The sequence below is a fragment of the Mesorhizobium abyssinicae genome, from assembly GCF_049887195.1.
In the GTDB taxonomy this organism is placed as follows: Bacteria; Pseudomonadota; Alphaproteobacteria; order Rhizobiales; family Rhizobiaceae; genus Mesorhizobium; species Mesorhizobium abyssinicae.
The window spans coordinates 423526-448607 of record NZ_JARAKC010000004.1; the positions used below are offsets into that span (position 1 = coordinate 423526).

The 25082-nt window shown below is 63.0% G+C and carries 29 protein-coding genes; 14 read left to right on the top strand and 15 right to left on the bottom strand.

Annotated features, from left to right (window positions below):
- Positions 1-788: 788 nt before the first annotated feature.
- Positions 789-1028, bottom strand: a complete 240-nt coding sequence (locus PU724_RS12405; RefSeq protein ID WP_354421979.1) for a DUF768 domain-containing protein — start codon at positions 1026-1028, stop codon at positions 789-791.
- 431 nt (positions 1029-1459) lie between these two features.
- On the opposite strand from PU724_RS12405, the gene PU724_RS12410 reads away from it, so the two are divergent.
- Positions 1460-2290 (top strand): hypothetical protein, encoded by an 831-nt coding sequence (locus PU724_RS12410; RefSeq protein WP_354421977.1) that lies wholly within the window; start codon positions 1460-1462, stop codon positions 2288-2290.
- A gap of 600 nt (positions 2291-2890) precedes the next feature.
- On the opposite strand, the gene PU724_RS12415 is transcribed toward PU724_RS12410, so the two are convergent.
- Positions 2891-3124: a hypothetical protein gene (locus tag PU724_RS12415; protein WP_354421975.1), complete on the bottom strand. Its 234-nt coding sequence runs from the start codon at positions 3122-3124 to the stop codon at positions 2891-2893.
- Between the two features lie 402 nt (positions 3125-3526).
- Between PU724_RS12415 and PU724_RS12420 the strand changes: the two genes are divergently transcribed.
- Positions 3527-4423, top strand: a complete 897-nt coding sequence (locus PU724_RS12420) for an ankyrin repeat domain-containing protein (RefSeq protein WP_354421974.1) — start codon at positions 3527-3529, stop codon at positions 4421-4423.
- Between the two features lie 279 nt (positions 4424-4702).
- Here the strand turns inward: PU724_RS12420 and PU724_RS12425 are convergent, their stop codons facing one another.
- The 3 genes from PU724_RS12425 to PU724_RS12435 form a co-directional block, all read right to left on the bottom strand.
- Positions 4703-5350 carry an outer membrane protein gene (locus tag PU724_RS12425; protein ID WP_354421972.1) on the bottom strand — a complete coding sequence of 216 codons (648 nt, stop codon included), beginning with the start codon at positions 5348-5350 and terminating at the stop codon, positions 4703-4705.
- A 91-nt stretch (positions 5351-5441) separates the two neighbouring features.
- Positions 5442-5654 carry a hypothetical protein gene (locus tag PU724_RS12430; protein ID WP_127391529.1) on the bottom strand — a complete coding sequence of 71 codons (213 nt, stop codon included), beginning with the start codon at positions 5652-5654 and terminating at the stop codon, positions 5442-5444.
- 53 nt (positions 5655-5707) lie between these two features.
- On the bottom strand, positions 5708-6559 hold the full coding sequence (locus PU724_RS12435; protein WP_354421969.1) for an alpha/beta fold hydrolase: 852 nt from the start codon (positions 6557-6559) through the stop codon (positions 5708-5710).
- Between the two features lie 146 nt (positions 6560-6705).
- On the opposite strand from PU724_RS12435, the gene ade reads away from it, so the two are divergent.
- Entirely contained in the window at positions 6706-8523 is a 1818-nt protein-coding gene (gene ade, locus PU724_RS12440; protein ID WP_320319985.1) for an adenine deaminase, read from the top strand.
- A 22-nt stretch (positions 8524-8545) separates the two neighbouring features.
- On the opposite strand, the gene PU724_RS12445 is transcribed toward ade, so the two are convergent.
- From PU724_RS12445 to PU724_RS12455, 3 genes are all read right to left on the bottom strand, one after another.
- A complete protein-coding gene (locus PU724_RS12445; protein ID WP_354421967.1) occupies positions 8546-9709 on the bottom strand; it encodes an alpha/beta hydrolase in 1164 nt (387 codons plus the stop codon).
- Between the two features lie 123 nt (positions 9710-9832).
- Complete coding sequence (locus tag PU724_RS12450) at positions 9833-10906, bottom strand: alpha/beta hydrolase (protein WP_127391525.1); 1074 nt, start codon at positions 10904-10906, stop codon at positions 9833-9835.
- Positions 10907-11008: 102 nt separating this feature from the next.
- On the bottom strand, positions 11009-12412 hold the full coding sequence (locus PU724_RS12455; RefSeq protein WP_354421964.1) for an aminopeptidase P family N-terminal domain-containing protein: 1404 nt from the start codon (positions 12410-12412) through the stop codon (positions 11009-11011).
- Positions 12413-12551: 139 nt separating this feature from the next.
- Here PU724_RS12455 and ilvA point away from each other — a divergent pair, with 139 nt between their 5' ends.
- Positions 12552-13808, top strand: a complete 1257-nt coding sequence (gene ilvA, locus PU724_RS12460) for a threonine ammonia-lyase IlvA (protein ID WP_354421962.1) — start codon at positions 12552-12554, stop codon at positions 13806-13808.
- Positions 13805-14362: a DUF1697 domain-containing protein gene (locus PU724_RS12465; RefSeq protein ID WP_354421960.1), complete on the top strand. Its 558-nt coding sequence runs from the start codon at positions 13805-13807 to the stop codon at positions 14360-14362. Before ilvA ends, PU724_RS12465 begins: the two co-directional genes overlap by 4 nt.
- A 9-nt stretch (positions 14363-14371) precedes the next feature.
- Here PU724_RS12465 and PU724_RS12470 read toward each other — a convergent pair whose 3' ends face one another.
- Both PU724_RS12470 and gloA read right to left on the bottom strand, forming a co-directional pair.
- Positions 14372-14662, bottom strand: coding sequence for a DUF2218 domain-containing protein (locus PU724_RS12470; protein ID WP_126054341.1), 291 nt, complete (start codon positions 14660-14662; stop codon positions 14372-14374).
- A 119-nt stretch (positions 14663-14781) separates the two neighbouring features.
- A complete protein-coding gene (gene gloA / locus PU724_RS12475) occupies positions 14782-15222 on the bottom strand; it encodes a lactoylglutathione lyase (RefSeq protein WP_127285838.1) in 441 nt (146 codons plus the stop codon).
- Between the two features lie 300 nt (positions 15223-15522).
- Between gloA and PU724_RS12480 the strand changes: the two genes are divergently transcribed.
- The 4 genes from PU724_RS12480 (at position 15523) to PU724_RS12495 (ending at position 18160) form a co-directional block, all read left to right on the top strand.
- Positions 15523-16119, top strand: a complete 597-nt coding sequence (locus PU724_RS12480; protein ID WP_127285837.1) for a cold-shock protein — start codon at positions 15523-15525, stop codon at positions 16117-16119.
- Between the two features lie 170 nt (positions 16120-16289).
- The gene (locus PU724_RS12485; protein WP_292171314.1) at positions 16290-16853 is read left to right on the top strand and encodes a DUF192 domain-containing protein; all 564 of its coding nucleotides are present in this window, start codon (positions 16290-16292) and stop codon (positions 16851-16853) included.
- A gap of 19 nt (positions 16854-16872) precedes the next feature.
- Positions 16873-17640, top strand: a complete 768-nt coding sequence (locus tag PU724_RS12490) for an alpha/beta fold hydrolase (RefSeq protein WP_292171311.1) — start codon at positions 16873-16875, stop codon at positions 17638-17640.
- Between the two features lie 19 nt (positions 17641-17659).
- Entirely contained in the window at positions 17660-18160 is a 501-nt protein-coding gene (locus PU724_RS12495) for a GNAT family N-acetyltransferase (RefSeq protein ID WP_354421956.1), read from the top strand.
- Here the strand turns inward: PU724_RS12495 and PU724_RS12500 are convergent.
- Positions 18157-18762 carry an HD domain-containing protein gene (locus PU724_RS12500; protein WP_354421954.1) on the bottom strand — a complete coding sequence of 202 codons (606 nt, stop codon included), beginning with the start codon at positions 18760-18762 and terminating at the stop codon, positions 18157-18159. The two genes, PU724_RS12495 and PU724_RS12500, sit on opposite strands and share 4 nt — an antisense overlap.
- 165 nt (positions 18763-18927) lie before the next feature.
- On the opposite strand from PU724_RS12500, the gene PU724_RS12505 reads away from it, so the two are divergent.
- From PU724_RS12505 to PU724_RS12515, 3 genes are all read left to right on the top strand, one after another.
- A complete protein-coding gene (locus PU724_RS12505; RefSeq protein WP_354421953.1) occupies positions 18928-19539 on the top strand; it encodes a VOC family protein in 612 nt (203 codons plus the stop codon).
- Between the two features lie 194 nt (positions 19540-19733).
- Complete coding sequence (gene cysE, locus PU724_RS12510; protein ID WP_127285831.1) at positions 19734-20582, top strand: serine O-acetyltransferase; 849 nt, start codon at positions 19734-19736, stop codon at positions 20580-20582.
- Between the two features lie 143 nt (positions 20583-20725).
- A complete protein-coding gene (locus PU724_RS12515; protein WP_042644432.1) occupies positions 20726-20929 on the top strand; it encodes a DUF3126 family protein in 204 nt (67 codons plus the stop codon).
- Between the two features lie 70 nt (positions 20930-20999).
- Here the strand turns inward: PU724_RS12515 and PU724_RS12520 are convergent, their stop codons facing one another.
- Positions 21000-21731, bottom strand: a complete 732-nt coding sequence (locus PU724_RS12520) for a hypothetical protein (protein ID WP_292106572.1) — start codon at positions 21729-21731, stop codon at positions 21000-21002.
- A 124-nt stretch (positions 21732-21855) separates the two neighbouring features.
- Here PU724_RS12520 and PU724_RS12525 point away from each other — a divergent pair, with 124 nt between their 5' ends.
- Positions 21856-22200: a DUF6949 family protein gene (locus PU724_RS12525; RefSeq protein WP_354421950.1), complete on the top strand. Its 345-nt coding sequence runs from the start codon at positions 21856-21858 to the stop codon at positions 22198-22200.
- A gap of 19 nt (positions 22201-22219) precedes the next feature.
- Complete coding sequence (locus tag PU724_RS12530; RefSeq protein ID WP_354421948.1) at positions 22220-22747, top strand: gamma carbonic anhydrase family protein; 528 nt, start codon at positions 22220-22222, stop codon at positions 22745-22747.
- Between the two features lie 31 nt (positions 22748-22778).
- Here the strand turns inward: PU724_RS12530 and PU724_RS12535 are convergent, their stop codons facing one another.
- The 3 genes from PU724_RS12535 to PU724_RS12545 all read right to left on the bottom strand — a co-directional run bounded on the left by PU724_RS12535 (position 22779) and on the right by PU724_RS12545 (position 25057).
- Positions 22779-23348: an ankyrin repeat domain-containing protein gene (locus PU724_RS12535; RefSeq protein ID WP_354422461.1), complete on the bottom strand. Its 570-nt coding sequence runs from the start codon at positions 23346-23348 to the stop codon at positions 22779-22781.
- Positions 23349-23356: 8 nt separating this feature from the next.
- Positions 23357-24106, bottom strand: coding sequence for an NYN domain-containing protein (locus PU724_RS12540; protein ID WP_354421946.1), 750 nt, complete (start codon positions 24104-24106; stop codon positions 23357-23359).
- 345 nt (positions 24107-24451) lie between these two features.
- Positions 24452-25057, bottom strand: a complete 606-nt coding sequence (locus PU724_RS12545) for a transglutaminase-like cysteine peptidase (protein ID WP_354421944.1) — start codon at positions 25055-25057, stop codon at positions 24452-24454.
- Between the last annotated feature and the right edge of the window lie 25 nt (positions 25058-25082).

The window sequence follows — 25082 nt, forward strand, 5'->3', positions numbered from 1 at the left end:
GGGCCATGCGCCGGCTTGAGAGAGGTCGCGCGACGAAAGATGCGCCGCTTGGTGACCTAGTGCAATTCAATTCGCAATCGCTCAAGCATAGCGACGTGCGTGCGTTGCATCTGTTGAAGCTCTTGTAGAATCTCTAAGGGGTCATCAGTGGGGCGGCCGCGGTCCGCCAGTCTATCGATAAGCTCCAGCTGACTAGTGATGCGATGTTCACCCTCGCGGACGTGACGCTCTGCCATTTCAAGCAATGTTTCGCGGCGCTGCATTGGGACAAAATAGCAGGATGCTGCCGGCAGGTGAACCCGCGCTCGCCTCGGACGGGGAAAGCGCGGGGGGTTGCCACCTGAGATTCTCATCACCAAAGGATGACGAGCGCGCCGACACAACCATTAACCATTGCTCATGTCTAGGCCGGATGCCGGCTCCCCACGAAAATCCTGCAGCGAAGCATGCCCAGATCGTCCTCGCCCCGCAGATGCCTCGGCTAAGCCCCTGAAAGGATGAGGCCACTCGCATTTAGCATTAATTGCGCGACTGCTAATCTGTCTCTAGATTCCATTCACGCGCGCGGGGCTTGCTGCGATACCCGTCAAGGCCGGTGCAATGGGGGGTCTGGGTGACCTGCACCGGCCGTTTTCCCACCTTGATTGAGTGATCGTTAATATACATGTAAACTCATTACGCGGTGGGAGATCCCCGATCCGCAATGGCCGGTGTAGGCTTTGCCCAAAGCCAACCAAATGCACCGGCCGTTTCTACCGGTCACACAAACGCTAGATTCTGATAGGCCGTTAAAGGCAACAAAGCTTCAGTCCGCCAAGCTTGCCTTCGCGGTGTTGCATCGCCTGGAGGATCACCTCAAACAAGCTGCCGACCTCTTCGCTGATCTCCTCGGACGGGATGCCCTCACGCTCAGCAGCCTTGATGGCTTCGTCAGTCAAATAGATAATGGGCAAGGGATCATCGGTGATCGCGTTCGGCAGATGCTCCGCCATCCATTTGTCCAGGAAGTTGATGCCGCGAGTGCTCATCTCGCGACAAGCGCCGGCCGGGCATTAGGTTCCTTGCGTCTGAGGTTGATGACCGCATCGAGCGAGGCGATATCTTCCAACGCGGCTAGGTTCTCAGGCCATCGATCCTGCTGCAGTTCTGATCTGCCAATGTTGTCTTTTGGATCGATCCTGTGACCGCCGGAGCCTTGCCGAATCGCCAGGGAAGGCAGCATCAAACCCCGAGATGAAGAGGAACAGAGCCGTCGCCGCGTCGGCGATGCGTCCGTGGGTATGGACGGATCAATTCATGCGCAATATGGATGGGGATGTGGTCTGGCGCGGCCCTTGCATTTTCGCCGCGTCGGCAAGGCAGTCGATGAAGACGTTGGTTCAATGACGCTGCGCCGAACGGGTTGGCCTTTCGATTTGCTGCCCCACTCGCAAAAGTGTCGATATCGGAGGATTTGGTCATGAGCGACAACAGGCCAGACGTTACCAAAGATTGGCAAGCGACGCAGGGCCAGAAGTCTTCCGCGAAGCGGTTGCGCCTTTTCGCCGTGCTTTGCTGGATCGTCGCCATTGGCGGTGAGATCGCCGGGATCTACCTGCTCTACCAGCACAAATTCGACCACGGTAACATGCCGCTGCTGATTGGCTTGCTGGTCGGGATCGCCGTTTTCGCAATCGCCGGCAACTTGCTTTGGAAGGCGGCCAATAGGCACGATCCGGCCCGCGCATCCGACACGGCCAGATTCTTCTTCCAAAATCAGCTCGGCGCGATCATCACGTTGATTGCCTTCCTCCCGCTGGTTTTCCTGATCTTGACCGATAAGAACATGGATCCGCAGACCAAGAAGGTTGCCGGCGGTGTGGGCGCAGCGCTTGCCGTGCTCGCGACGCTGATCGGGGTCAGCTACCAACCCCCCTCGGTCGAGCAGTACACACAGGACATGAACGCGTGCGCGACCCAGATTAAGACGGGGCAGCCGACCACAGCCTGTTCGCCCGACGTCGCCGCCCAGGCGCAAGAGATCGCCACGGACTCAGCCGCGGTGACGGCCGCTACTAAGAACGCGGAACACCCCGCCGGCCAGGATGTTGTCTACTGGATCGCGCCGGAGAACGGCGCCAAAAAGTCCACCGAGCCGCATGTTTTTCACCTCTGCGCAGCCGTGAGCCCGCTGAAGGACAAGACCGTGAACCGCGGTTCCGTGACCGAGGCCTACGCACAGAACGCCATCCGCATTACGAAGCAGATCGAGATGGAACAGAAGCAGTGCGGGTTCACAGTTTCGCAATAGACCTGCCCACGTTCTATTGCGCCCAGCAGCTCCGGATTCATGTCGCCGCTATAGTAGCCGAACGAAAGCGATCCTCTTCCCTAAAATCCTGCAGCGAAGCATGCCGAAGTATGTGCTCGCCGCGAAGGAACTTCAGTCGGCCGGTGACCTACGCGATCACGCCATAGCCTTTCGAGGTAGTTAGCCGAATTGCATATGCGGCGGCCCCTCGGGAGCTGCCAGGCCGGCGCCCGTCCTCAGGCATTCTCCCCAACGAGAGGCGCCGGCCACTGTGGGACAGGGACGGGAATAGGCTGGGGCATCGGCTTGCAGCGCTCATTCCATAAGCGTATCCTAATTTGTTGAACCGATATTGTGAGGCAACAAAAGGAGAGGGCTATGAGGAAGCATCTGTGGTTAGCCTTGGTCTTGGCATTCTCGGGAATACTTTTAAATACGGTAGCCGAGGCAAAGGCTTTCAAGAATTTCCAAGGCAAAGAGTGCAGATCCGACTACAAACGGCTTTGCCCGATGACGCCAATCGGCAAATGTGATCTTCAAGGCATGATCGATCAGCTATCTCCCGCGTGCAAAGCGTTCGTTGAGAAGCACAAATAGGGGTCATTCTTCTTCCCGGAAATCCTGCAGCGACGCATGTCGTGGGTCTTCCTCGCCGCGCAGATGCTTGACGCGGCCGATCAGCCCCGGCTTCACCCATTGCGTCGCCGGCCGCTTCATACCCTTCGGCGGGCTTCCTGGAGCCTCCTGGACGCGCTGCCAGAGCCGTTCACGCATTTCCCGGTTCAAGGTGATGAAGGCGCTCCCAACATAGCGCCCGGTGCCGCGCTCGGCCATCAGAGCGAAAGCCGGCTTGCCGACCTCGCGCTCGACGCCAAGCAGCTCATATTCGTTGATCGTGAAAGCCTTCGTCTTCAGCCAGGCGGTCGAGTTGCCAGAGCTGGTGCGATCACGGAATTACGCTCTGCGCCCATGTCGCTAAGTTCATCTGGCGGCGGATTTGATCCGCCTAGGCCGGCGTCTTACCCCAAAGCCCCCCGCCCAACAGGCGCCGGCCTCTTTTCTAACGCTTCTCGAAAATCAGCTTGCAGTTGCGAGCCCTCTCCCGTCACTCGCGAAAGTCCCGGTTTCGTCCGTTAGAAGTCGCTTAAGTAACCTTGTCGCGATTAGGTATTCGCACTAAACTCTGCCCTTCTCAAAGCGTGCCCAGTCCTCCGGTTTGTCACAAGGGGGTAGCGAATGCGCCACGTTTTGCTTTTGCTTCCATTGGTGCTTTTGCACATACCGATTGTAACGCATGCCGCCGCTATCCACGACGCCGCCACGAAGGGCGACGTGGCGGGGATCACGGCGGCGCTCGACGCAGGTGCCGGCGTCGATGAGAGTGATGGGAAGGCGACACCACTCTATCTTGCGGTCAAGGGTGGGCATTTCGCGGCGGCCAAACTGCTCCTGGATCGCGGTGCCGACGTCAACGCCGCCCCGACACCGGTTTTGGGTCCTGCCCTGATGCCGGCTTTGGCTAAACGCAGGATCGACTTGATCAAACTGTTGCTGGACGGAGGCGCAAATCCAAATTCGAAGCGCAGCCGCGAAAACGCGATCCACATCGCGGTCAATCTCGGTTGCCTCGATTGCGTGAAGGCACTGGTCGAGGCCGGCGCTGACGTGAATGCGAAGACAAAGGACGGCAAGACACCGATCCATCTGGCAAGATTCAAGGGGCTGCGCGAAATCGCTGACTATCTCATGGCGCACGGCGTCGTCTTGCCAACGCCATCCCCGATCTCGATGAAGTTGGCCACTGCCGATATTGAGAAAGGCCGAACTTCCTTCACCCACCTGTGTGCCGGTTGCCACAATGTCGAGCCACAGGGAGGGACCAAGACGGGGCCGAACTTGTGGAGCGTCGTCGGCCGCGACAAGGCCTCCATGACGAAAATGCGTTATTCAGAGACTTTGCTGGGCTGGGAAGGCGTGTGGACGTACGAGGACCTGAACAAATATCTGCTTGAGCCCATGGTCACTACCCCAGGCGTGTACATGGAGATGCCTGGTGTTCCGGACGAGACTGAACGGGTCAACCTGATCGCCTACTTGCGCACACTCAGTGACAAGCCAATCCCGCTACCCTGAGCCCGTCATGCCTCCAGCACGATCCCGGCCCGGCCTCTCGGTCAGCTCGGGATCGAAAAGGCGCTCCGGATCGCCCTGGTGCGATCACGGAATTACGCTTTTCGCCGGCGTCGCTAAGTTTATCTGGCGGCGGACCTGATCCGCGCAGGCCGGCGTCTTTCAGGCCCCACCCATTCCCCGCCCCCTGCGGGCGCCGGCCACCCCATTTCCGTCGAAATCGAGATCCCTGAGCAACGGGGAGGCCGCCTGCGTTTCGCGTCCTGGCGGACTGTCTTGCGGTCAGAATTTGTAGCTCAGGTTCACCCCCAGCGTGTGGAGCTTGACGTCCTGATCGCGGTCGTCCGGGATATCGAAGTGCTCCGAACGGAAATCGAAGTAGCGGTATTGGGCGCCAACCACGAATTTATCCGTCAGGGCATAGTCGACGCCGGCGCCGAGCGTCCAGCCGACTTCCGTGCGCGTGTCGGCAACGCCATTGCGTGACGCTTCGATGCCGGCGAAAGCGATGCCGCCGATGCCGTAGACCAGCACGCGGTCCATGGCATAGCCGGCCTTGGCATCGACGGAGCCGAACCATTTCAGCTCGGCGCCGGCGGAATCTCCGAGGCCGAGGTCCGCCGCGCCGTCGACCGAGGAATAGTTGAGATCGGCTACGGCGCCGAGCACCGCCTGGTCGAATTGCCAGAGGCCGGCGACTTGGCCGCCGATGAAACCGCCATCGAGGTCGGGCGAGGCGGAAAACGGCGCGCCGCCGCTCGAGCCCATGTCGGCGCGGCCCCAGCCATAGCCGGCCTGCAGGCCGGCATAATAGCCGGTCCAGTCGAAGCCCGGGGCCGTCATTGGCAGATCGGCGCCTACGTCCGCCGCCTGGGCCGACCCGGACAGCAGCGCAAGTAAACCGGCACTGGCGAGCGTCAATCGACGCATCGAGCTCTCCGAAATGGCGGTTTCGAAAGACTCCCTGGTACAACCTAGCCTTATTCGCCGCGAAACGGAATTGGCTTCATTCAACAACGGTTTACGCCGGCGGGTTGCGCACCCGATCCTCCAGGTCGCGCTGCTTCTCGAGAGGCGGTGCCAGACGGTTGAAGGCGAACTCGGACAGCACCGAGCCGGCGATGAAGATCAGGATCGGCACGCCCCATGTCCAGAACGAATGCAAGGTAAAGAATGCCAGTCCGGCAAGGCCGGCCGACACTGCGAAGATTGCGAACCTGATCGTCTCTGCCATTTTCCGCCAATCCGAATTATCGTCAGCGACCGACGAGCATTCCAGCTTTCTGGCTATTTGGCGTCGATGAAATCCAGCGCCGCCTTGCTGTATTCGTCCGGCGCCTGCAGCATGGCGAAATGGCTGGCGTTGGGCAAGATGATCAGCTTCGCACCAGGAATGACCGAGGCCATGTATTCGGTGTGCTCGCGTTTTATCGCCTCGTCATGGTCGCCGGCGACGATCGCCGTCGGCGTGGTAATCTTGCCGAGTTGTTCCTTGGTCCACGCCGGCTCGCTCTCCCACATATGGCTGATCTGCGCCACGAAGGCGTCATACTGGTCCGGTGTCTTCGACATCTTCTTGTAGTCGCGGCCAGAGCGCTCGATGTAGGCCGCAAAGGTCTTGTTGGTCATCACGCCCGGATCGACGCCATCGGTGGTGACATTGGCGGCCTGCGCAAAGAGCCTTGTCAGCCGTTCCGGATGATGCAGCGCGATGTCGATACCGATAATGCCGCCATCGCTCCAGCCGACAAGCGCGGTCTTGTCGATCTTCAGGTAGTCGAGCAGCGCCAGATAGTCCGACGCCATCAGGTCGTAGCCATAGGGCTGCTCCGTGCGGGTGGAGCGGCCATGGCCGCGGCTGTCGGCGACAATGACCTTGTGCGTTTTGGAAAGCGTCGCCACCTGGCTCGCCCAGATGTCGGCGTGGCCGAGGCCGCCATGGATGAGCAGAACCGGGTCACCCGCACCGAAAACGGCGTAGTACATCTGGATGCCGTTGACCGGCGCATAGCCGCTCTGCTCGGGTTTGGGCATGGCCGCCGGCTCCGGCAATGTCTGCCAACGTTCCTCGGCTGCGGCAAGAGCGGTTGACGCTATCAACAAGACGACGACTGCGATCGCTTTCCAGAGACGGGTCATGTTTCCCTCTTACGGTTCGGTCCGCGGTCAGCATCGCCTTTTAACCGGGTTAGTCAACAAGCGCGGCCTGCCGACCGGATGCCGGCCGGCGGCTCTGGCGGCACCCGCCGACATTTGCGAGACTGGCCACAACCAAGGAATCGCCAATGCCGAAAACGAAGGCCGCAAGGCCCGCAAAACCCCGTGCGTGGACCGAGATGGCGACGCACCTGGTCGATGTCGCGATGGGCCGCAAGCCGGCCGACCTCGTCATCCGCAACGGCCGCTGGGTGAACGTCCATTCGGGTGAGATCATCGCCGGCACCGACATTGCGATTGCCGGCGGGCGCTTCGCCTATTGCGGACCGAATGCCGGCCACGCCATCGGGCAGGGCACCAAGGTCGTCGATGCGGGCGGGCGCTATCTGGTGCCCGGCCTTTGCGACGGGCACATGCATGTCGAGAGCGGCATGGTGACGGTGACAGAGTTCTGCCGCGCGGTGATCCCGCATGGCACCACCTCGATGTTCATCGACCCGCACGAGATCGCCAATGTGCTGGGCCTGGCCGGCGTGCGGCTGATGCATGACGAGGCAGTCGCCATGCCGATCAACGTGCATGTGCAGATGCCGTCCTGCGTGCCGTCGGCGCCGGGGCTGGAACATGCCGGCGCCGAGCTGACGGTCGCCGATGTCGCCGAGGCGATGAGCTGGGAAAACATCATCGGGCTCGGCGAAGTGATGAATTTCCCGGGCGTCGCCGCCAACGACCCGGTGATGTCGGGCGAGATCGCCGCCACGGTCAGGGCCGGCAAGACGGTCGGCGGGCACTATGCCTCGCGCGACCTCGGCCTGCCGTTCCACGGCTATGTCGCCGGCGGTCCGCAGGACGACCACGAGGGCACACGCGCGGAAGATGCGATCGCGCGGGTGCGCCAGGGCATGAAGGCGATGCTGAGGCTCGGCTCGGCCTGGTACGACGTCGCTTCGCAGATCAAGGCGGTGACGGAGAGCGGGCTCGATCCGCGCAACTTCATCCTGTGCACCGACGACAGCCATTCCGGCACGCTGGTGCATGAGGGCCATATGGACCGAGTGGTGCGACACGCGATCAGCCAGGGCCTGAAGCCGGTGACGGCGATCCAGATGGCGACGCTGAACACCGCCCAGCATTTCGGGCTGGAGCGCGAGATCGGCTCGATCGCGCCGGGACGGCTTGCCGACCTGCTGATCGTCTCGGATCTGGCGGCGATGACCATCGACGAGGTCTATGCTCGTGGCGTCAGGCTGGCCAAGGGCGGCAAGCTCGACATCGACATCCCAGCCTACGACTATCCGAAGACGGCCAAGAACACGGTCAGGCTCGGCAAGAAGCTCAAGGCGAAGGATTTCGACGTGGCGGCGCCGAAGGGGGCCAACGAGGTACGCGTGCGCGTCATCGGCGTGATCGAGAACCAGGCGCCGACGCGGGCGCTGGAGGCCGACCTGCCGGTCGAGGACGGGCTTGTCGGCATGGACCGGCGCAACGACGTCTGCCAGATCGCGCTGGTCGAGCGGCACAGGGGCACCGGCGGCGTCACCAATGCCTTCGTCTCCGGCTTCGGCTACATGGCGGACTGCGCGATGGCGTCCAGCGTGGCGCATGACGCGCATCACATCATCGTCGTCGGCACCAACAAGCAGGACATGGCGCTGGCCGTCAACCGGCTGGGTGAGGTCGGCGGTGGTGTGGTCCTGTTCTCCAAGGGCAAGGAACTGGCGCTGGTCGAGATGCCGATCGCCGGGCTGATGTCAGACGAGCGCGCCGAGACAGTCGCGGCCAAGGCCGAGCAACTGACGGAAGCCATGCGCAAGGTCGGTTGCTCGCTGAACAACGCGTACATGCAGCACTCGCTGCTGGCGCTGGTAGTCATTCCCGAGCTCAGGATTTCCGATGTCGGACTGATCGATGTGACGACGTTCCAGAAGGTCGATCTTTTTATCTGAAACCGTGTGGCGGGCCCATCGATCAGCCGCCGGTAGCGATGGTCAGCACCTTGAACGGGGTGGTGATGACCACCTCGGCAACCGAGCCGACGGCCTTTCCTATGCCTTGGCCGATATTGTCGAACTCGGCCGAGTTAGGTTCGGTCGAGCGCAGGGCGGCTGGTGTGCGCAGCCGGTCGCCGAGCAATTGCACCAGCATCGGATTGTCCGCGAACTTGGCATGGTTCAGGCGATCGCCGCCCTTGGTGTTGGTCAGGTCCGCCACGACCACGCCATAGCTGGCAAGGTCGGCAGCATTGCCGTAGTCGCCGACTCGAGGCTTGTCGCCGGAAATGAGGGAAGACAGCTTCAGCGCCCGGTCGTCCCCCGAGAGCAGGATCGCGAAAGGCTTGTCCGGCTTGCCGTAGCGGATCATCTGCTTCTTGAAGACGTCGACATCGATGTCCGGCGAGGCCAGGATGACATAGCCGATCTTGCCGCCGAGATCGCGGTCGCCGGTGATGGCGAGCTGGCGCAGCGCCTCCATCGTCAGCCAGGTTCCCATCGAATGGGCGATGATGTCGATGCTCTTGACGTGGGTCTTGGCCAGCATCCGCAGCGTCGCCTCGAGGTCGTCACGCGCGGCTGTGGAGCTGTCCTTGTCGTAGATATAGCCGGTCGTCTTGCCGCTCGATGCCCAGGAGAACAGCACCGGCGTGCCTGGGTATTTCGTGTCGTGCGCGATCTGGGTCAGCCGGAAGACGCCATCGTCGAAGCCGTTGTTGAAGCCGTGCACGAAGACCAAAGCGCGGTCGCCGCTTATGGCGATGCTGGAGCCGACGGCCTTGGCGAATTGCTGCTGGTCCCCATAGTGGACGACCTCTGTGGCGGTGAACTGCTTGGCCGGGTTGCTGTCGGCAGAACCCCTGGCGCGTTCGATGGCGCCGACCTGATGCACCTTGGGAACGGTGACGTCGACGCGGGCGTAGCTGGTGGTCAGCGAGCGATCGCCGTCGAACACCTGCCGCTTGTCCTTCGTCGCCTGCTGGCGGGTGGTGGCGACGAAGATCTCGTGCGTCGCGGCGATGTCGGAGGCCGGCACCGTGACCGTCGTCTTGTTGAGCAGGTCATGCGTGTTCCGGCCGGCGCAGCCCGTGGCGACGAGCGCGAAGGCAAGGACTATGACAGTCTTCGAACGCACGATCACCCGGGATCCCTCAAGGGGCGAAAATCATAACGCCTCAGATCAATCCGATAAAGCCCGCGGCCGGTCCGGTCCAGTTCAAAGTGGGCGCGGCGGGCAACCGCGCCGGCCGGGCGGCACCATCAGCTACTGCCCGAGCTGGCTGATGCGGTCGGTGACCGTCTGGTCGCTGGCGAAGCCGTCATCCTCGCGCAGCCGCTGGCCGATCATCTTCACCAGTTCAGGATTGTCGGCGAATTTGGTGTGGTTGAACCTGTCCGATCCCTTGACGCTGGAGAGGTCGACGACGCTGACGCCATAGGTGGCGAGGTCGGCCGCGTCTTTGTAGTCGCCGACGCGCGGCCGCGAGCCGGCGATCAGGCCGGATAGCCGCAGCGCCCGGTCGTCGTCGGACAGAAGCAGGATGAACGGTTTGTCCGGCTTGCCGTAGCGGCGCATCTGGCTCTTGAACACGTCGACGTCGATATCGGGCGAGGCCAGAACCACGTCGCCGAGCCTGCCGCCGAGATCGCGGTCGCCAGTGATGGCGAGCTGGCGCAGCGCCTCCATGGTCACCCAGGTTCCCATCGAATGGGCGACGATGTCGATGCGCCGCGCGCCGGTCTGGGCAAGCATGCGCAGCGTCACCTCCAACTGGTCGCGAGCCGCGCTGGCGCTTTCCTTGTCGTAGACATAGTCGGTGGTCTTGGCGCCGGACGCCCAGGAAAACAGCACCGGCGTGCCCGGATAGCCGGAGTCATGCGCAATCTGCGTCAGCCGATAGACGGCGTCGTCGAAGCCGGTGTTGTAGCCATGGACGAAGAGCATGACGCGGCCGCCGCGCGCGGCGATGTCGGCGCTGAGCGCGCTGGAGAATTTCGGCTGCGTGTCGTAGCCGACGACCTCGGAGGCCATGAAATATTTCGCCGGGTCGTCCGACTTGCCGCGTGAGCGCCGCTCGATTTGTCCGGGCTGGTGGATGCCCGGAACCGTGACGTTGACGCGGGCGTAGTTCAGCGTCGCCGAGCGCTCGCCGTCGAAGACCTTGTTGGGGTCGTCGGAGCGCTTGCGCGTCGTGGCGATAAAGATCGAATGGTTGCCGGCGATTTCCGTCACCGGCGTCGACATCACGGCGCTGCCGAGCAGTTCCTCGGTTTTGCGGCCGCCACAGCCTGCCACCAGCAGGGCAAGCGCAAGAATGCAAATCGTCTTCAAACGCACGTCAAAATTCCATTCGAGCCCAAAAAGGGCCGTCCACCCTCCGCGACATCTCCCCAGCAGGCGAAGTGCGGCGGAAGTAAGTCGCGTCCAGCTAAAATCTCGTCAGCGCCCGGCGACGGCCATCGCAGTGTTGCGCGAAAGCCAGAACGGCGGCAGGAAGGCCGGGATGTTGGAGAAGGGCAGCACTTCGGGCTTGAGCCGAATGCCGAGCACATCGCCCATGAAGGCGCGGCGAGCCTCGATGCGGCGCCAGGCGTCCGGATAGCGGGCGGCGATCTCCTCGCGCAGCGGCTCGTCGGCAAGCGCGATGCCGTCCTCGATATTGGTGGTGAAATAAGCGCTGCCGGTTGCCGGGATGATGTCGACCTGCAGCGCCATGCCGGACTTGAGTTCGATCGCGGAGCCGGAAAACACCGGCGAATGCATCCATTCGTCGATATGGATGAGATGGCCGGGATTGAGCGAGACGCCGAAGAATGGGTCGCCGATGCGCTGATGCACCGCTTTCCACAGCGCGCCGCCGGCGACACCGATGCCTATGGTCTCGTACCAGTCGACGGCAGCGGAAAAATACGGCGCGACCAGCTTTTCGATATAATCGCTTATCCCCGATGGCAGCTCGGCGGCGCTCTCGACCAGGAAGCCGGCGCGGGCGTTCAGCGAACCCTGGATGCCATAGGCCATGGTGATCGGATCGCCGCGCTGGATGATGTCGAGGCGGGGGCTCGGCAAGCCATAGGGCGCGCGCCGGCCGGCCGACAGCATCGGGTGGCAGCATTGCGGCAGGCCGTTGATGCCCATCAGCCGCGCCGCCTGCAGCTCCGTCATGCCGGGTTCGATGCCCTGGAGCACGTTGCGCAGGCCTTGCGAGGAAAAGGTCGCGGCGAATTCGAAGGCTGCGAGCTGATCGGCTTCGTTGATCGCCCGCAAGCCGTCAGCCGGGTTGATCAGGAGATCGGCCGCGTTCTCGACCGCGCCCCTGTCGCCGGCCAGCGCGCGCAGCGTGTCGGCGATGAAGGACGGCAGGTCGAGCGTCGTGCGCCCAAAGCCGGCATCGCCGGCGCCGAGCGGCTTCCAGCCGATGGCGCCGATCCGGTGTCCGGGCTTTAGCCCGCTGGCCGCAAGGATGTCAGGCAGCGTATCGGAACGATCGCGCGGCTGCGCCGGCAGCGAAAAGGTCTGGTAGAGGATGCGCTCATAGGGTCCGTCGCAGAGCTCGGCATAGCCCCAGCCCTCATTGCCCACCAGCAGTTTTGCTTGCCTGCCGGGAACGAAGACCAGCAGCGTTTCCTCGAAGCGGGGGTCATAGCCGCAAAGGTAGGCGACATTGGCGGCATGCTCGCGGTCGCCATAGACGACGAAGCCATCGAGGCCTGCCTTCGCGCCGCGCGCCAGCAAGGCTTCGATGCGCGCCTCGTAGGTGGCGCGAGGAATGAGCGGCATCAGGGTCGGCTCGCCGAATTCCGGCAGCGACACGGTTTTCAGGGCGACCGACGCAACAGGCATGAACAAACGCCTCCAAGTGCTTGCAACGATACCGGGAATGCCCCGCGGCGAGGCTGATGGCAGGCGGACAATGGCCTTGCGGGGCCGGATGTGCAATAGGCTAACATTAACCGCCCAGCACGCTTCGGGACGATTTGCCATGAACAGTTTTTCTTCTCGCGTTGCCACGGCCGCCGCCGCCATCCGCCAGATCTTCCCGGAGACGCCGCTTCAGGAAAACGACTATCTGTCGAAGAAGACGGGCGCCCGGGTGTTGCTCAAGCGCGAGGATCTGACGCCGGTGCGCTCCTACAAGATCCGCGGCGCCTTCAACTTCTTTCGCAAGGCGCTGGCCGCCGGCAATGCGGCAGAGCTGTTCGTCTGCGCTTCCGCCGGCAACCATGCGCAGGGGTTTGCCTTTGTCTGCCGCCATTTCGGCAAAAAGGGCGTCGTGTTCATGCCGGTGACGACGCCGCAGCAGAAGATCGACAAGACGCGGCTGTTCGGCGGCGACTTCGTGGAGATCAGGCTGGTCGGCGATTTCTTCGACGACTGCTATCGCGCCGCGTTCGAATTCGCGGAGAGCGCCGGCGCGCATATGGTGCCGCCCTTCGACCACAGGGACATCATCGAGGGGCAGGCGACGGTCGCCTTTGAGATCGCCGACCAGATGCCTGGCGCGCGCATGCCCGACATCGTCATGCTGCCGGTCGGCGGCGGCGGGCTCGCGGCGGGCGTCACCCATTACTTCGCCGACCAGCATCGCGAGGCGCGTTTTGTCTTCTGCGAGCCGGCAGGCGCGCCGAGCCTCAGCGAGAGCCTGTCCTCGGGCAAACGGATCAAGCTCTCCAAGGTCGACAACTTCGTCGACGGGGCCGCGGTCGCCGAGATCGGCCGCGAGCCGCTGCGGCATCTGAGGGAATTTGCCGCCGAAGCGGTGCGGCTGATCCCGGAGAACCGGCTCTGCGCGACGATGATCGAGATGCTCAACGTCGAAGGCGTGGTGCTCGAGCCGGCAGGCGCCCTGGCGATCGATGCGCTCAAGGATTTTTCCCGCAAGGAGATAAGGGGCAAGACCATCGTCGCCGTGGTTTCGGGCGGCAATTTCGATTTCGAGCGGCTCCCCGACGTCAAGGAGCGGGCGCTGCGCTTCGAGGGGCTGAAGAAATACTTCATCATCCGCTTTCCGCAGCGGCCGGGAGCGTTGCGCGATTTCCTCGAAATGCTGGGGCCGGACGACGACATCGCCCGCTTCGAATATCTGAAGAAATCGGCGCGCAATTTCGGCTCGGTGCTGATCGGCATCGAAACCAAGGACCGGCGCAACTTCGACCTGCTGAAAATGAATTTCGACGCCGAGGGCGTGCAGTACCAGGACATCACCGACAACGAGACGCTGGCCGGGTTCATCATATGAGCGGAAAAGGGACGGTTTTCGTCGCGCTGTTTTCCGGCATCAATGTCGGCGGCAACCGCATCGTCAGGATGGCCGAGTTGCGGAGCTTCTTCGAGGACCTCGGCTTTTCCGAAGTGGCCAGCTACGTGCAGAGCGGCAATGTCGTGTTCCGTTCAGGGAAGGGCGGTGCGGCCAGCTTGACCGACAAATTGGAAGCCGCCTTCGAGAAGAATTGGGGGTTCCATTCGCGCATCATGGTGCGCGATGCCGGCTGGCTCGAGCGGCTGGTGAAGGAAAACCCATATCCGGAGGTGGCCGGCGAGCCGACCAAGCTGCATGCCTATGCGCTGGAGCGCGAACCCACTGCGGAGGAGATCGCCCGGCTCGCCGAAAAATGCACCGGCCCGGAGAGCTTCGAAGTCAAACGCGACGTGCTTTACCTGCACGCGCCGGAGGGGCTCGGCAAATCGGTGTTCGCCAATCTCGTTCCACGCACCCTGAAAGTGCCGGGCACCGCGCGCAACTGGCGCTCGGTGCAGGCGCTGCTGGAGATGGTGACCAAGGCGGGTGCCTGATGCCTCGGCTCAGGCGGCCTTCTGCCAGTCGAAGGTCAGCTCCTCGCGGAAGGCAAAGCGCTTGATGTGGTCGGCGACGACCGTTTCCAGCCGCTCGAGCGAGGTGGCGTCGTCGGCTGCCACGGCGATGTGAAGCGCCTTGGCATCGGCCTCCATGACGGTGCGTCCCAGCGACGTCAGATCGATGGCGCCGTGGTGCGGGTCGAACTCGACCGGAAATTTGTGCGCCCAGTGCTTGCAGAGCTGCTGCAGGTAGCGGCTGGCATGTTCGGTGGCGACATCGGCGCGGCTGGTCGGCATGGATGGTTCTCCGATGGGTCAAGAAAAACGCCAGCCTCGCGAGGCTGGCGCCATGACTGCATAGATAGGCGCCGTCTCGCAAAACGCCATAGGCGACCGATCACATCGGCGTTGCCGGCCTACCAGCTGCCGGTGTTCGCCATCGAGGCCCAGGGCTCGGCCTTGGCCTTGGCCGGACCCTTCTGCAGCAGCTCGATCGAAATGCCGTCCGGCGAGCGGATGAAGGCCATGTTGCCGTCCCGCGGCGGCCGGTTGATGGTGACGCCCTTGTCCATCAGATTTTGGCAGGTGGCGTAGATGTCGTCGACCTCATAGGCGAGATGGCCGAAATTGCGGCCGCCCTTGTAGTCTTCGGGGTCCCAATTGTAGGTCAATTCGACCAGCGGCGCCTTTTCCGTGACGCCGCTCTGTTCGTCTTCGGAGGCGGCGAGGAAGATCAGCGTGTAGCGCCCCTGCTCGTTCTCGTAGCGGCGCACTTCCTTCAGGCCGAGCTTGTTGCAGTAGAAGTCGAGCGAAGCATCGATGTCGGCGATGCGGACCATGGTGTGCAGATAGCGCATGGGATCTTTCTCCGGGGCGTTGCGTCGCGGCGGAACATAGGGGCCACCCGGCCAAAGGGCAATCGCCGGAGCGCCGGGGCAAGAGGGCAATCCGATGGTCAAGCAGAGCCGGAGCGGCGGCAGCGTCCGATTTTAGGACATCGTCACCCCGGCTGCGGACATGCCGGCAAACAACAAATGAGGTATTCCACTGCTCAACAGTGAAAAAAGGCACGTCAGGTCTTGCACAGACCGGAAGCCGCAGTGTTAATCTGATGTCAAGAATCAGTTGCGGTTGTGTTGAAAAAAGGGGGCATTCTTATGGGGGAAAAGGCCTCTTTTACGGGGCGGGACGGAAGCCTTGAGGGCGCCTTGAAGCGTGACAGCGGCGGCGAAGGCGCCGACCTTGTCGAAATCGCCGGCGCAATCAAATGGTTCGACGTAGCCAAGGGCTACGGCTTCATTCTTCCGGACGATGGTGTCTCCGGTGATATTCTCCTCCATGTGACGTGCCTTCGAAAGGACGGGTTCCAGACCGCGCTGGAAGGCGCGCGCGTCGTTTGCCTGGTCAAGCAGGGCGATCGCGGCCTGCAGGCGTTCCGCGTTCTTTCCATGGATGCCAGCACGGCGGTCCATCCGGCCGAGATGCAGGAACAGCGCACCCATGTCACCGTGACGCCGGAGAGCGGGCTCGAGCGGGCGCTGGTGAAGTGGTTCAACCGCACCAAGGGATTCGGCTTCCTGACCCGGGGCGAGGGCACCGAGGACATTTTCGTCCACATGGAGACGTTGCGCCGCTACGGCATTACCGAGCTCAGGCCCGGCCAGGTCGTGCTGGTTCGCTTCGGCCGCGGTGACAAAGGCCTTATGGCTGCCGAAATTCATCCCGATATGGGCACCTTGCCGGTCTCGCACTAAGCTGTGTTGATATTCAGGTGATGCCGGCCTGCAAATGGCGGCTTCCCGTGCTTCCGGCGCTCACGTACTTGAAGTACGCTCCGCTCCGGCTCTCGGAAACCACCATTCCGGACTCGGCCTGACCTGAATCTCAACACACCTTGGGACGACGTCCCGGCTCAGGATTTTACATGCTTCACAGGAACTGGCTGACGGCAGGCGCGATCTGCATCGCGATGGCTATCGTCGTCGCGGCGGGCGCCTATTTCTATTCGCAGCGGCCGACTTCGGCGGACGGCCAGGCCATGATCCTGCCGGTCGACCCGACGCCGCTGGTGGCGGTGACGAAATCGGGCGAGCGTTCCTTTTCGATCGAGATCGCCGACACGCCCGACGAGCGCGAGGCGGGCCTGATGTTCCGCCAGCAGATGGCCGACGATCACGGCATGCTGTTCGTGTTCGAGGAGTCCAGGGACCTGACTTTCTGGATGAAGAACACGCCGATGCCGCTCGACCTGATCTTCGTCGGCCAGGACGGCAGGATCCGGGCAATCTTGCAAGGCGAGCCGCAGTCCGAGGCGATCATCTCGCCCGGCGAACCGGTGCGCTTCGTGCTCGAGCTCAAGGCAGGCACGGCCGCCAAGGACGGTATCGCGGACGGCGACCTGTTGCGCCATCCGGCCATCGGCACGGCGTCGGGGCCGGCCAAGCCGGCGCCTGACAAGGGCGATGCGCCGAGCGTCGATCCCAACTGAACAATCCGGACCTTTGCCGATGCAGTATTTTTCGCATGACGGTTTCGACCTTGCCTATCTCGATCGCCAGCCGGCATCGGGCCACGGCGATCCGGTGCTGATGATCCACGGCTTTGCCTCCAGCCACTATGTCAACTGGGTGTCGCCAGGCTGGTTCAAGACGCTGAACGATGCCGGCTACCGGGCGATTGCCTTCGACAATCGCGGTCACGGCTCGTCGTCGAAGAGTTACAACGAGGCCGACTACACGCCGGCGAAAATGGCTTCCGACGGCGCCGCCCTGCTCGACCATCTCGGCATCGAACGCGCCCATGTGATGGGCTATTCGATGGGCGCGCGCATCTCGGCGTTCCTGGCGCTTTCCGACCCGGACAAGGTGGCGACGCTGGTGTTCGGCGGCCTCGGCATCGGCATGGTCGACGGCGTCGGCGACTGGGATCCGATCGCCGAAGCGCTGCTTGCCGAGGACCCGGCAACGACGACGCATCCGCGCGGCCGCTCGTTTCGCGCCTTCGCCGACCAGACGCGCAGCGATCGCCGGGCGCTTGCCGCCTGCATCGCCACCTCGCGCGAGTTGCTTGGCGAAGACCATATGGCGCGGATCGCGCAGCCGACCTTGGTCGCTGTCGGCACCAAGGACGACATCGGCGGCTCACCGGACGAACTGGCGGCGCTGATGCCGAACGCCCGGGCGTTCCACATCGAGGGCCGCGACCACATGCTGGCAGTCGGCGACAAGAGCTTCAAGCAGCGCGTGCTGGAGTTTTACGCCGAAAACCCGCTCTGATACCGCATCTGTCAGGACCATGGTCGACCTTCTCGTCACCTATATGGAGATGACCGAGCCGCCGTCCGGCGCGGCTTCTTCCGCTCCGGTCGCGGGCGCGGTGGCGGAGCGCGAAACGCTCGATATGGTCAGCTATATCGGCATCTACCGCGCCGTCGGCGAAGCCGTGCAGTGGGATCAGCGGCTGCGCATGAAAGCGGCGGACCTCGAACGGCTGCTCGCCAGTCCGGCGACGCATGTCCATGTCCTGCGCGTCGACGGCGAGGCGGCAGGCCTGTGCGAGTTCAACGGCGTTGGCCAGTCCGTCGTCGAACTCACCCATTTCGGGCTCGTGCCCGCCTTCCAGGGCCGCGGGCTCGGGCCGTTCCTGCTCGACCGGTCGCTTCGCGCGATCTGGTCATATCGGCCCGAACGGCTCTGGCTGCACACCGACACCTATGACCATCCCAATGCGCAGCCTGTCTACAGACGCGCAGGCTTCAGGCCGTATGCCGAGCGCATGGAGACGTTCCCGGATTAGCTAACACCTCCGAGCGCTTGCAGCGATCGCGCCAGGTTTTGTCTGGCCTGGGGCTCGAACCGTCGCCGGAATTCATCGGTGTGGAAGATATGCGGACGTGCGAGGAAACTCTTCAGCACCGCGCCGCGACCGGCGCGCCACATCGGCTCCTCAACCCATTGATACTCCTGGCGTACCGCCCGCTCATAGGTGTCGAAAGTATCGGGCGCGGCGCCAAGGATTGCCAGGTCCATGTCGAGCAAGAGCGCAGTGTCGCGGATGAAGTCCGCATCGCCCGAGCTTGGCAATTCGTGCGTGGCGGTGGCGAGGATCATCGCGGCGATGCGGCCGATGCGCCCGGCGTCGGTGCGGCCGGCGAGTTTTTGCTCTGCAAGAGCGGCACTCTTCGCCTCGTTGTCCTTGGCCCGGCTGCCATAAATGGCGTCGTGGAACCAGATCGCTGCGTGCACCGCTACGGGATCGTGGAGCAGGGCTTCGTGCTCGCCAGCCAGCGCCAGCATCGCCTCGATATGGGCAAGGCTGTGGTAGTGGCGATCCGGTGCCAGATAGAGCGATGAGAGCTCGTTTCTCAACGCTTCGTCGATCAAGGCTTCGTTTTCCATGCTGCTTCACCCTTCCGACATTTGACGCCGGGAGCCAGGGCGACGCAAGTCGACCCTGTATGGCATCGGGCAATTCGCCTGCAGACCCCACCGGCACCGGATTGACCAAAACGCATCGCGGCGGGAAGCTGCCTTCTCGAGGCACTCAAACCCAGGGAGGTTGGCATGACCACCATCGACATGAAGCTTGAGGCCGTCGTTATTCCTGTTTCGGATGTCGATCGGGCCAAGCTTTTCTATGGCGGGCTGGGCTGGAGGCTCGACGCCGACTTCGCGGTCGGCCACGCGTTTCGCGTCGTGCAGTTCACGCCTCCAGGTTCGCCGTGCTCGATCCACTTCGGCACCGGCATCACATCGGCGGCGCCCGGCTCGGCAAAGGTGCTTTATCTCATCGTGTCCGATATCGAGGCCGCGCGCGCCGAACTTGTAGCGCGAGGGGTCGAGGCGAGCGAAGTGTATCATCGCGCGGGCCCCGGGCAGCCATCGCTCAGCGGCAGGCATCCGGAGGGACGCAGCTATTCCTCGTTCGCCTCGTTCAGCGATCCGGACGGCAATGGCTGGCTGCTGCAGGAAATCACCCAGCGCTTGCCCGGGCGCGTCGACGCTCACGATACGACATTCAGCTCTTCCCCGGAGCTTGCCGCCGCGCTGCGGCGTGCGGCGGCGGCACATGGCGAGCACGAGAAGCGGACCGGCGGACAGCGGGACGAGAACTGGCCGGACTGGTATGCCGAATACATGGTGGCGGAGCAGGCCGGCAAGCCGCTGCCGACCTAAGCGGGCGGCATTGACATCACAGCGAACCCGGTGCGGCCAGTGCGTGCAGGCCGCAAGGGTTCGTTTTCCATGGCCGCTTGATTTCCGATGAACCAAATCCATTTGACAAAGCACTAAGGAAAATTGAGTTCCCCCGTGCTATGATCTGGCCTATATGTGCGGCCGGTAAGGAGCCGGCAGGCCGGAGACCGTCTATGAACAGCATTACGATTGCCCGCCCCAGCATTGTGCAGCCGGTCGATCCGATCTGGCGCTCGATCCGCGACGAGGCGATGGAAGCGGTCAACCGCGACCCGCTGCTCGCGGCGTTCCTCTATGCGACCATCCTCAACCAGGAAAGCCTGGAGGAAGCGGTGATCCACCGCCTCGCCGAGCGCCTCGACCATCAAGATGTCGGTTCCGACCTGATCCGTCAGACCTTCAACGCCATGCTGGCCGACAATCCCGATTGGAGCGCCACGGTGCGCGTCGACATCCAGGCCTATTACGACCGCGATCCGGCCTGCGACCGCTTCATCATGCCGGTGCTCTACTTCAAGGGCTTCCACGCCATCCAGACGCACAGGCTGGCGCACTGGCTGTGGAACCAGGGCCGGCGGGATTTCGCGCTCTACCTGCAGAGCCGCTCCTCCTCGGTGTTCCAGACCGACATCAATCCCGCCGCCCGCATCGGCAAGGGCATTTTCGTCGACCACGCCACCGGCCTTGTCGTCGGTGAGACGGCGGTGATCGAGGACGATGTCTCGATCTTGCACGGAGTGACGCTCGGCGGCACCGGCAAGGCCGGTGGCGATCGCCATCCGAAGATCCGCCGCGGTGTGCTGATCGGCGCCGGCGCCAAGATCCTCGGCAACATCGAAGTCGGCCATTGCTCGAAGATCGCGGCCGGATCGGTCGTGCTGTCACCAGTGCCGCACAACAAGACGGTCGCCGGCGTGCCGGCGCGCGTCGTCGGCGAGACCGGTTGCGACCAGCCTTCCAGGCAGATGGACCAGCTCCTGCCCTCGCAAACGATGGACCACGTCGTCAGCTTCGATATCTGAGGCCGGGGCGCCCGCCCGCGCGGCTGAAACCGGCCGCAGATGCGGAGGCGCTTTCGTTCTGCCGCCGGCTTGCCTTTACATCGCCATTGTCGACGTGCCAGAAGCGCGTTCAACCCAGCAAGCCCGACGATCGGAGAAGACTGTTGAAGCCGGACGAAATCAGAAAGCTGGACGCCTATTTCAAGCGCGTCTTCCAGAATCCCAAGCTCCAGGTGAAGGCGCGCCCGCGCAAGGAAGATTCGGCCGAGGTCTATGTCGGCGACGAATTCCTCGGCATCGTCTTCAAGGACGAGGACGATGGCGACTACAATTTCTCGATGGCAATTCTCGACATCGACCTGGGCTGAGCCCTCTGCTGGCCGGGCCTGCGTCAGCGCAGCCCGGTCAACGCTTCCTGTCTTGTAATGGCCTCGTGCCCTATCGTCCTGTCTTCAGGACATGCGCGGCCGCCGCCGCGATCGCCGCGTCAAGCGCCTGCCAGTTGCCGAGAAATTCCCTGGGAAAGCGATAGGTGAGGCTGAGGCCATCGCCGACCTGGAGGTCGCGCTCGCAAGGCGCCAGCGATTCCTCCGCGCTCGGTCCACTCAGGCAGCGGGCAACGAACGGATCCTTGCCCGGACGGCCGGCCACCGCGAGCACCTCGTTGAGATAGCCTGATTTTTCTGTGAAACCGTAAAGCGTCGTGCCGCCGGGTCCCGGCGTGCCGGGCTGGACGATCAGCGCGCTGTAGATCGGGGCGAAGCGGCCGCTCATGTCGCGCGACATCATCTGCTGCTCGAACGAAAGGAAGACCACGTTCTTGCGCGTGCCCGTATGGTTGAAGTCGTCGCGCGCGGCTGTGCTGTAGCCGTCCATCTCGGGGTAGCGCATATAGAGATCGAGGCGCGAGGCGATGCCGTCGCGCCGCGCCTGCTCGAAGCGGATGAAATTGGCCGGGACGGCAATGACATTGTTGCCGATCACCACCTCATGGATGGTCGTGTCGTCGGTGTAGCCGGCCATGGCGATCGAGCGTCCCAACCATTTGCCGCCGAGGCTGATCGCCACCGAAAGCAGCGCCAGCGCCGCGAAGGCATAGAACACCCGCTTCATCAGCGTGGAATCGACAACCTCGAATTCCGGGCCACTCGCGGTCGCCGCCTGCTTCATCGCTATCCCCGTTACGGTCGCCGATCCGCTGGATGTCCCCGGGCGGCACACATTGCGCGGCATGGCTCTTGCAGCGCGCCTGTCGGATGCGACTGTGCGACGTCATGGTAAACGGAAGGTAAAGATGGGTGCTGTGGAGCTGGTGCTCTTTGCTTTCGCCGTCGGCCTCACCGCCGGCGGCCTGATGGGGTCGGCGATGGAACTGGCCAGCGGCCGCAGGCTTGCCTTCGCCGAGCCCTATGTGTCGCCTTCGCACATACTGCGATCGCTGGCCGCGACGGCATGCGCGGGGCCGTTCATGCTCGCCAATGACGCTTTGGATGCCCGCAGGCAAGGCCGCATCACCACGCTGGCGCTGATGTCGTGTGGGTGCACGGCGATTGCCTGGGCGCTGGCGCAGGGCGTCGTCCTGCTCGCCATTGCATCCTGGGCGACCGGTCTCCTAGGGTCGGCTCACTTTCCAGCGTGAGACGATTCGGAGACGGACAATGCCGACCTATGCGATCGACGGAAAAGCGCCCAGCTTCGTGGATGCCGACAGCAACTGGATCGCGCCGGACGCGACGCTGATCGGCGACATCAGCATCGGCCGCGATGCCGGCTTCTGGTTCGGCGTCGTCATCCGCGGCGACAACGAGCCGATCACCATCGGCGCCGGGACCAACGTGCAGGAGCATACGGTGATGCACACTGATCCAGGTTTTCCGCTGACCATCGGCGAGGGCTGCACGATCGGTCACCGCGCGCTGCTGCATGGCTGCACGATCGGCGACAACAGCCTGGTCGGCATGGGCGCCATCGTGCTCAACGGAGCAAGGATTGGCAAGAACTCGCTGGTCGGCGCCGGCGCGCTGGTCACCGAGGGCAAGGCGTTTCCCGACAATTCGCTGATCGTCGGCTCGCCCGCGCGGGTCGTGAGGGAACTCGATGACGCCGCAGTCGCCAGGCTGCGCGGCTCGGCCGCGCACTACGTCGCCAACGGCAAGCGCTTCAAGGCCGGGCTGAAGAAGATCTGAGGCCGCGACCGGCGGCGGCCGTTGGCATCTCTCAACGTTTCCGGCCAGGATTCGAGCCAGGCTTTCCCAGCGCCTCGCGCAGCAGCGAAGCGCCGGCTTCAAAGCCGGCATTGTCGGCCTCCTCCAGCGCCGTCGCATAGTCGTCGATGCGGGTTCTGAGCGCCGGGTCCGCGCCGGCCGCGAGAAGCAGGCGGATCGCCTCGGCATCGCGCATCGCCACCGCATAGTGCAGCGGCGTCCAGTCGTTGACGCCGCGCATGTCGGGATCCGCGCCGCGCTCGATCAGCACGCGGATGATGTCGTGCTTGTCCGGCCGCTCGGTGGAGAGCGCCGCGATGATAGAGGGAAATCCGGCATGGTCGCCGCAGTTCGGATTCGAGCCCGCTTCGATCAAAGCCGAGATGAAGGCAAGCGGACTCCAGTAGATCGCATACTCCAGCGGATGCCCGAGGCCGAGCTCGAACGGCATGCGCTCGTCGAACCAGCGCGGCGCGCCGCCCAGGGCAATGCCGAGCCCGTCGAAATCGCCGGCCTTGAAGGCGTCATCTATGGCCTTGAACAGCCTGGCGCGTTCGCAGCAGTCTTCGGGAATTTCCAGCAATGGCGCCTTCACTCGGATTTGTTTTTCCCTTTCTTTGTCGCAGGTTTGACCCGTATTCGCATGGCCCCGCCCTTGGGATTTTCAATCTCGAATGCGGCTGTCTTTCTCACCAGATCGCTTAGTTTGCCGAAGCCGTAGGTGCGAGGGTCGAAATCGGAAAAGAGATTTGAGAGCTGCTTGCCGAAAGTGCCAAGGAGCACCCAGCCATCCTCGCTGTCCATTTGAGCGATGACTTTCTTCAGTATTGGTGTAGCAGCGCTCGGGGGCTGAAGTGGTTTCGTTACCGGTGCTGCATTCTGAGAATTCTCGACACTGCGAAGAAGGTTTTCGGTATAGACGAAACGGCGACATGCCTGCCGGAAACTCAAGGGAGTTTTCTGCTCTCCAAATCCGAAAACATCGACACCTTGTTCGCGTATGCGCGCAGCAAGCCGCGTGAAGTCGCTGTCGGAAGAGACTAGGCAGAAGCCGTCGAAGCGACCACTGTGAAGCAGATCCATCGCGTCGATCACCAGCGTGATGTCGGAAGCGTTCTTTCCGAGCGTGTAAGCAAACTGCTGCTGCGGAATGATCGCGTGCTTTGACAAGACTTCATTCCAGCCTTTCGATCGCGCGTTCGAGAAATCACCGTAGATGCGGCGGACGCTGGCTTCGCCGATCTTCGCGATCTCTTCGAACAGACCATCGACGATTTTGGCAGAAGCGTTGTCGGCGTCGATGAGAACCGCTAGGCGCGGCGATCGGGCTTCGGTCGGCATGCAGCACGTCCCCCGGCTGGCGCATTCTCGAACTCTCGATTTCTAGCCGGAGATACCACAACCAGGCCCCGGTTTGCGCTGCTTGCTGTTGTAGCAGAGGCGGCCGCAAACAGAAATCCGGACTACTGAGCCGTATCATCCTGCCGGGGTCTCGGTATCTTGGCCAGAAATGGCGGAGCCGGCCCGGGGACAGGGCCGGCTCCTAAAACCCGGTCGTTGGGGACGGGGAGGGTGGGGACTCGACCGGGTTTTCTCCCTAAGCACGTCGCATGAGGGCGACGCCCTTAACTTGTTCATGCATGCCGTCGCCCCAAATTCCCCCACGGGGCGGCATGCATTGGCGCCTTAGCGGACGCTGGCGACCGCGTCCTCGCGGCCGTCATTGATCGTCACCCAAACGCCCGAATTCTCTGTCGATTGGCGCTTGAGGTAGGTGTAGGGGGTGTCGGTCCAGGCCAACACCTTGGGCTGCAGATTGTCGAGGATGAACTCGCCGAGACTGGTGCGCACGGTGAGTACCGCGTGGCCGTCGCCATTCGGCTGGCGGGCCACCGTCATCAGCAGGGCGCCGGCAGGCACGCCGATGTCCATCAACTCGCGGCGCTTTTCCAGCGCATAGTCCTCGCAGTCGCCAAAACCGCTGTCGGGGTAGGACCAGACCTCTTCCTTGCCCCACATTTCCATGTCGGTGCGCGGCGTGATCCTGGTGTTGACCGAATTGTTGATGTTGACGATCGCTGCCCACAGCTTGCGCGTCAGTTCGATCGGCGCCTGCTTCGGCGTGCGTTCGGTGCATTCCTGCGGAAGCTTCTGGCAGAATTCATAATGGCCGACCGGCTGCGTGGTGCGGCCGCCGGTGTGCATGAAGGCCGGTCCCGCATATGCCGTTCCCCAAGCGGAAAGCTGCATCGCTATTGCCATGAGCAATAGCTTGCCCCTCGTCTTTTTCATTGCTTAGTCTCCCCGTTCGAGGAGA

Coding starts and splice junctions, on each gene's coding strand:
- PU724_RS12470 (WP_126054341.1), bottom strand. CDS start 14,662: ATGCCGACCAGCCGCGCCGATGTCGCCACCGAACATGCCAGCCGCTAC.
- ilvA (WP_354421962.1), top strand. CDS start 12,552: ATGAACAGTTTTTCTTCTCGCGTTGCCACGGCCGCCGCCGCCATCCGC.
- PU724_RS12410 (WP_354421977.1), top strand. CDS start 1,460: ATGAGCGACAACAGGCCAGACGTTACCAAAGATTGGCAAGCGACGCAG.
- PU724_RS12455 (WP_354421964.1), bottom strand. CDS start 12,412: ATGCCTGTTGCGTCGGTCGCCCTGAAAACCGTGTCGCTGCCGGAATTC.
- PU724_RS12490 (WP_292171311.1), top strand. CDS start 16,873: ATGCAGTATTTTTCGCATGACGGTTTCGACCTTGCCTATCTCGATCGC.
- PU724_RS12430 (WP_127391529.1), bottom strand. CDS start 5,654: ATGGCAGAGACGATCAGGTTCGCAATCTTCGCAGTGTCGGCCGGCCTT.
- PU724_RS12415 (WP_354421975.1), bottom strand. CDS start 3,124: ATGGCCGAGCGCGGCACCGGGCGCTATGTTGGGAGCGCCTTCATCACC.
- gloA (WP_127285838.1), bottom strand. CDS start 15,222: ATGCGCTATCTGCACACCATGGTCCGCATCGCCGACATCGATGCTTCG.
- PU724_RS12425 (WP_354421972.1), bottom strand. CDS start 5,350: ATGCGTCGATTGACGCTCGCCAGTGCCGGTTTACTTGCGCTGCTGTCC.
- PU724_RS12405 (WP_354421979.1), bottom strand. CDS start 1,028: ATGAGCACTCGCGGCATCAACTTCCTGGACAAATGGATGGCGGAGCAT.
- PU724_RS12530 (WP_354421948.1), top strand. CDS start 22,220: ATGCCGACCTATGCGATCGACGGAAAAGCGCCCAGCTTCGTGGATGCC.
- cysE (WP_127285831.1), top strand. CDS start 19,734: ATGAACAGCATTACGATTGCCCGCCCCAGCATTGTGCAGCCGGTCGAT.
- PU724_RS12545 (WP_354421944.1), bottom strand. CDS start 25,057: ATGAAAAAGACGAGGGGCAAGCTATTGCTCATGGCAATAGCGATGCAG.
- PU724_RS12505 (WP_354421953.1), top strand. CDS start 18,928: ATGACCACCATCGACATGAAGCTTGAGGCCGTCGTTATTCCTGTTTCG.
- PU724_RS12500 (WP_354421954.1), bottom strand. CDS start 18,762: ATGGAAAACGAAGCCTTGATCGACGAAGCGTTGAGAAACGAGCTCTCA.
- PU724_RS12480 (WP_127285837.1), top strand. CDS start 15,523: ATGGGGGAAAAGGCCTCTTTTACGGGGCGGGACGGAAGCCTTGAGGGC.
- ade (WP_320319985.1), top strand. CDS start 6,706: ATGCCGAAAACGAAGGCCGCAAGGCCCGCAAAACCCCGTGCGTGGACC.
- PU724_RS12540 (WP_354421946.1), bottom strand. CDS start 24,106: ATGCCGACCGAAGCCCGATCGCCGCGCCTAGCGGTTCTCATCGACGCC.
- PU724_RS12495 (WP_354421956.1), top strand. CDS start 17,660: ATGGTCGACCTTCTCGTCACCTATATGGAGATGACCGAGCCGCCGTCC.
- PU724_RS12520 (WP_292106572.1), bottom strand. CDS start 21,731: ATGAAGCAGGCGGCGACCGCGAGTGGCCCGGAATTCGAGGTTGTCGAT.
- PU724_RS12420 (WP_354421974.1), top strand. CDS start 3,527: ATGCGCCACGTTTTGCTTTTGCTTCCATTGGTGCTTTTGCACATACCG.
- PU724_RS12435 (WP_354421969.1), bottom strand. CDS start 6,559: ATGACCCGTCTCTGGAAAGCGATCGCAGTCGTCGTCTTGTTGATAGCG.
- PU724_RS12485 (WP_292171314.1), top strand. CDS start 16,290: ATGCTTCACAGGAACTGGCTGACGGCAGGCGCGATCTGCATCGCGATG.
- PU724_RS12525 (WP_354421950.1), top strand. CDS start 21,856: ATGGGTGCTGTGGAGCTGGTGCTCTTTGCTTTCGCCGTCGGCCTCACC.
- PU724_RS12465 (WP_354421960.1), top strand. CDS start 13,805: ATGAGCGGAAAAGGGACGGTTTTCGTCGCGCTGTTTTCCGGCATCAAT.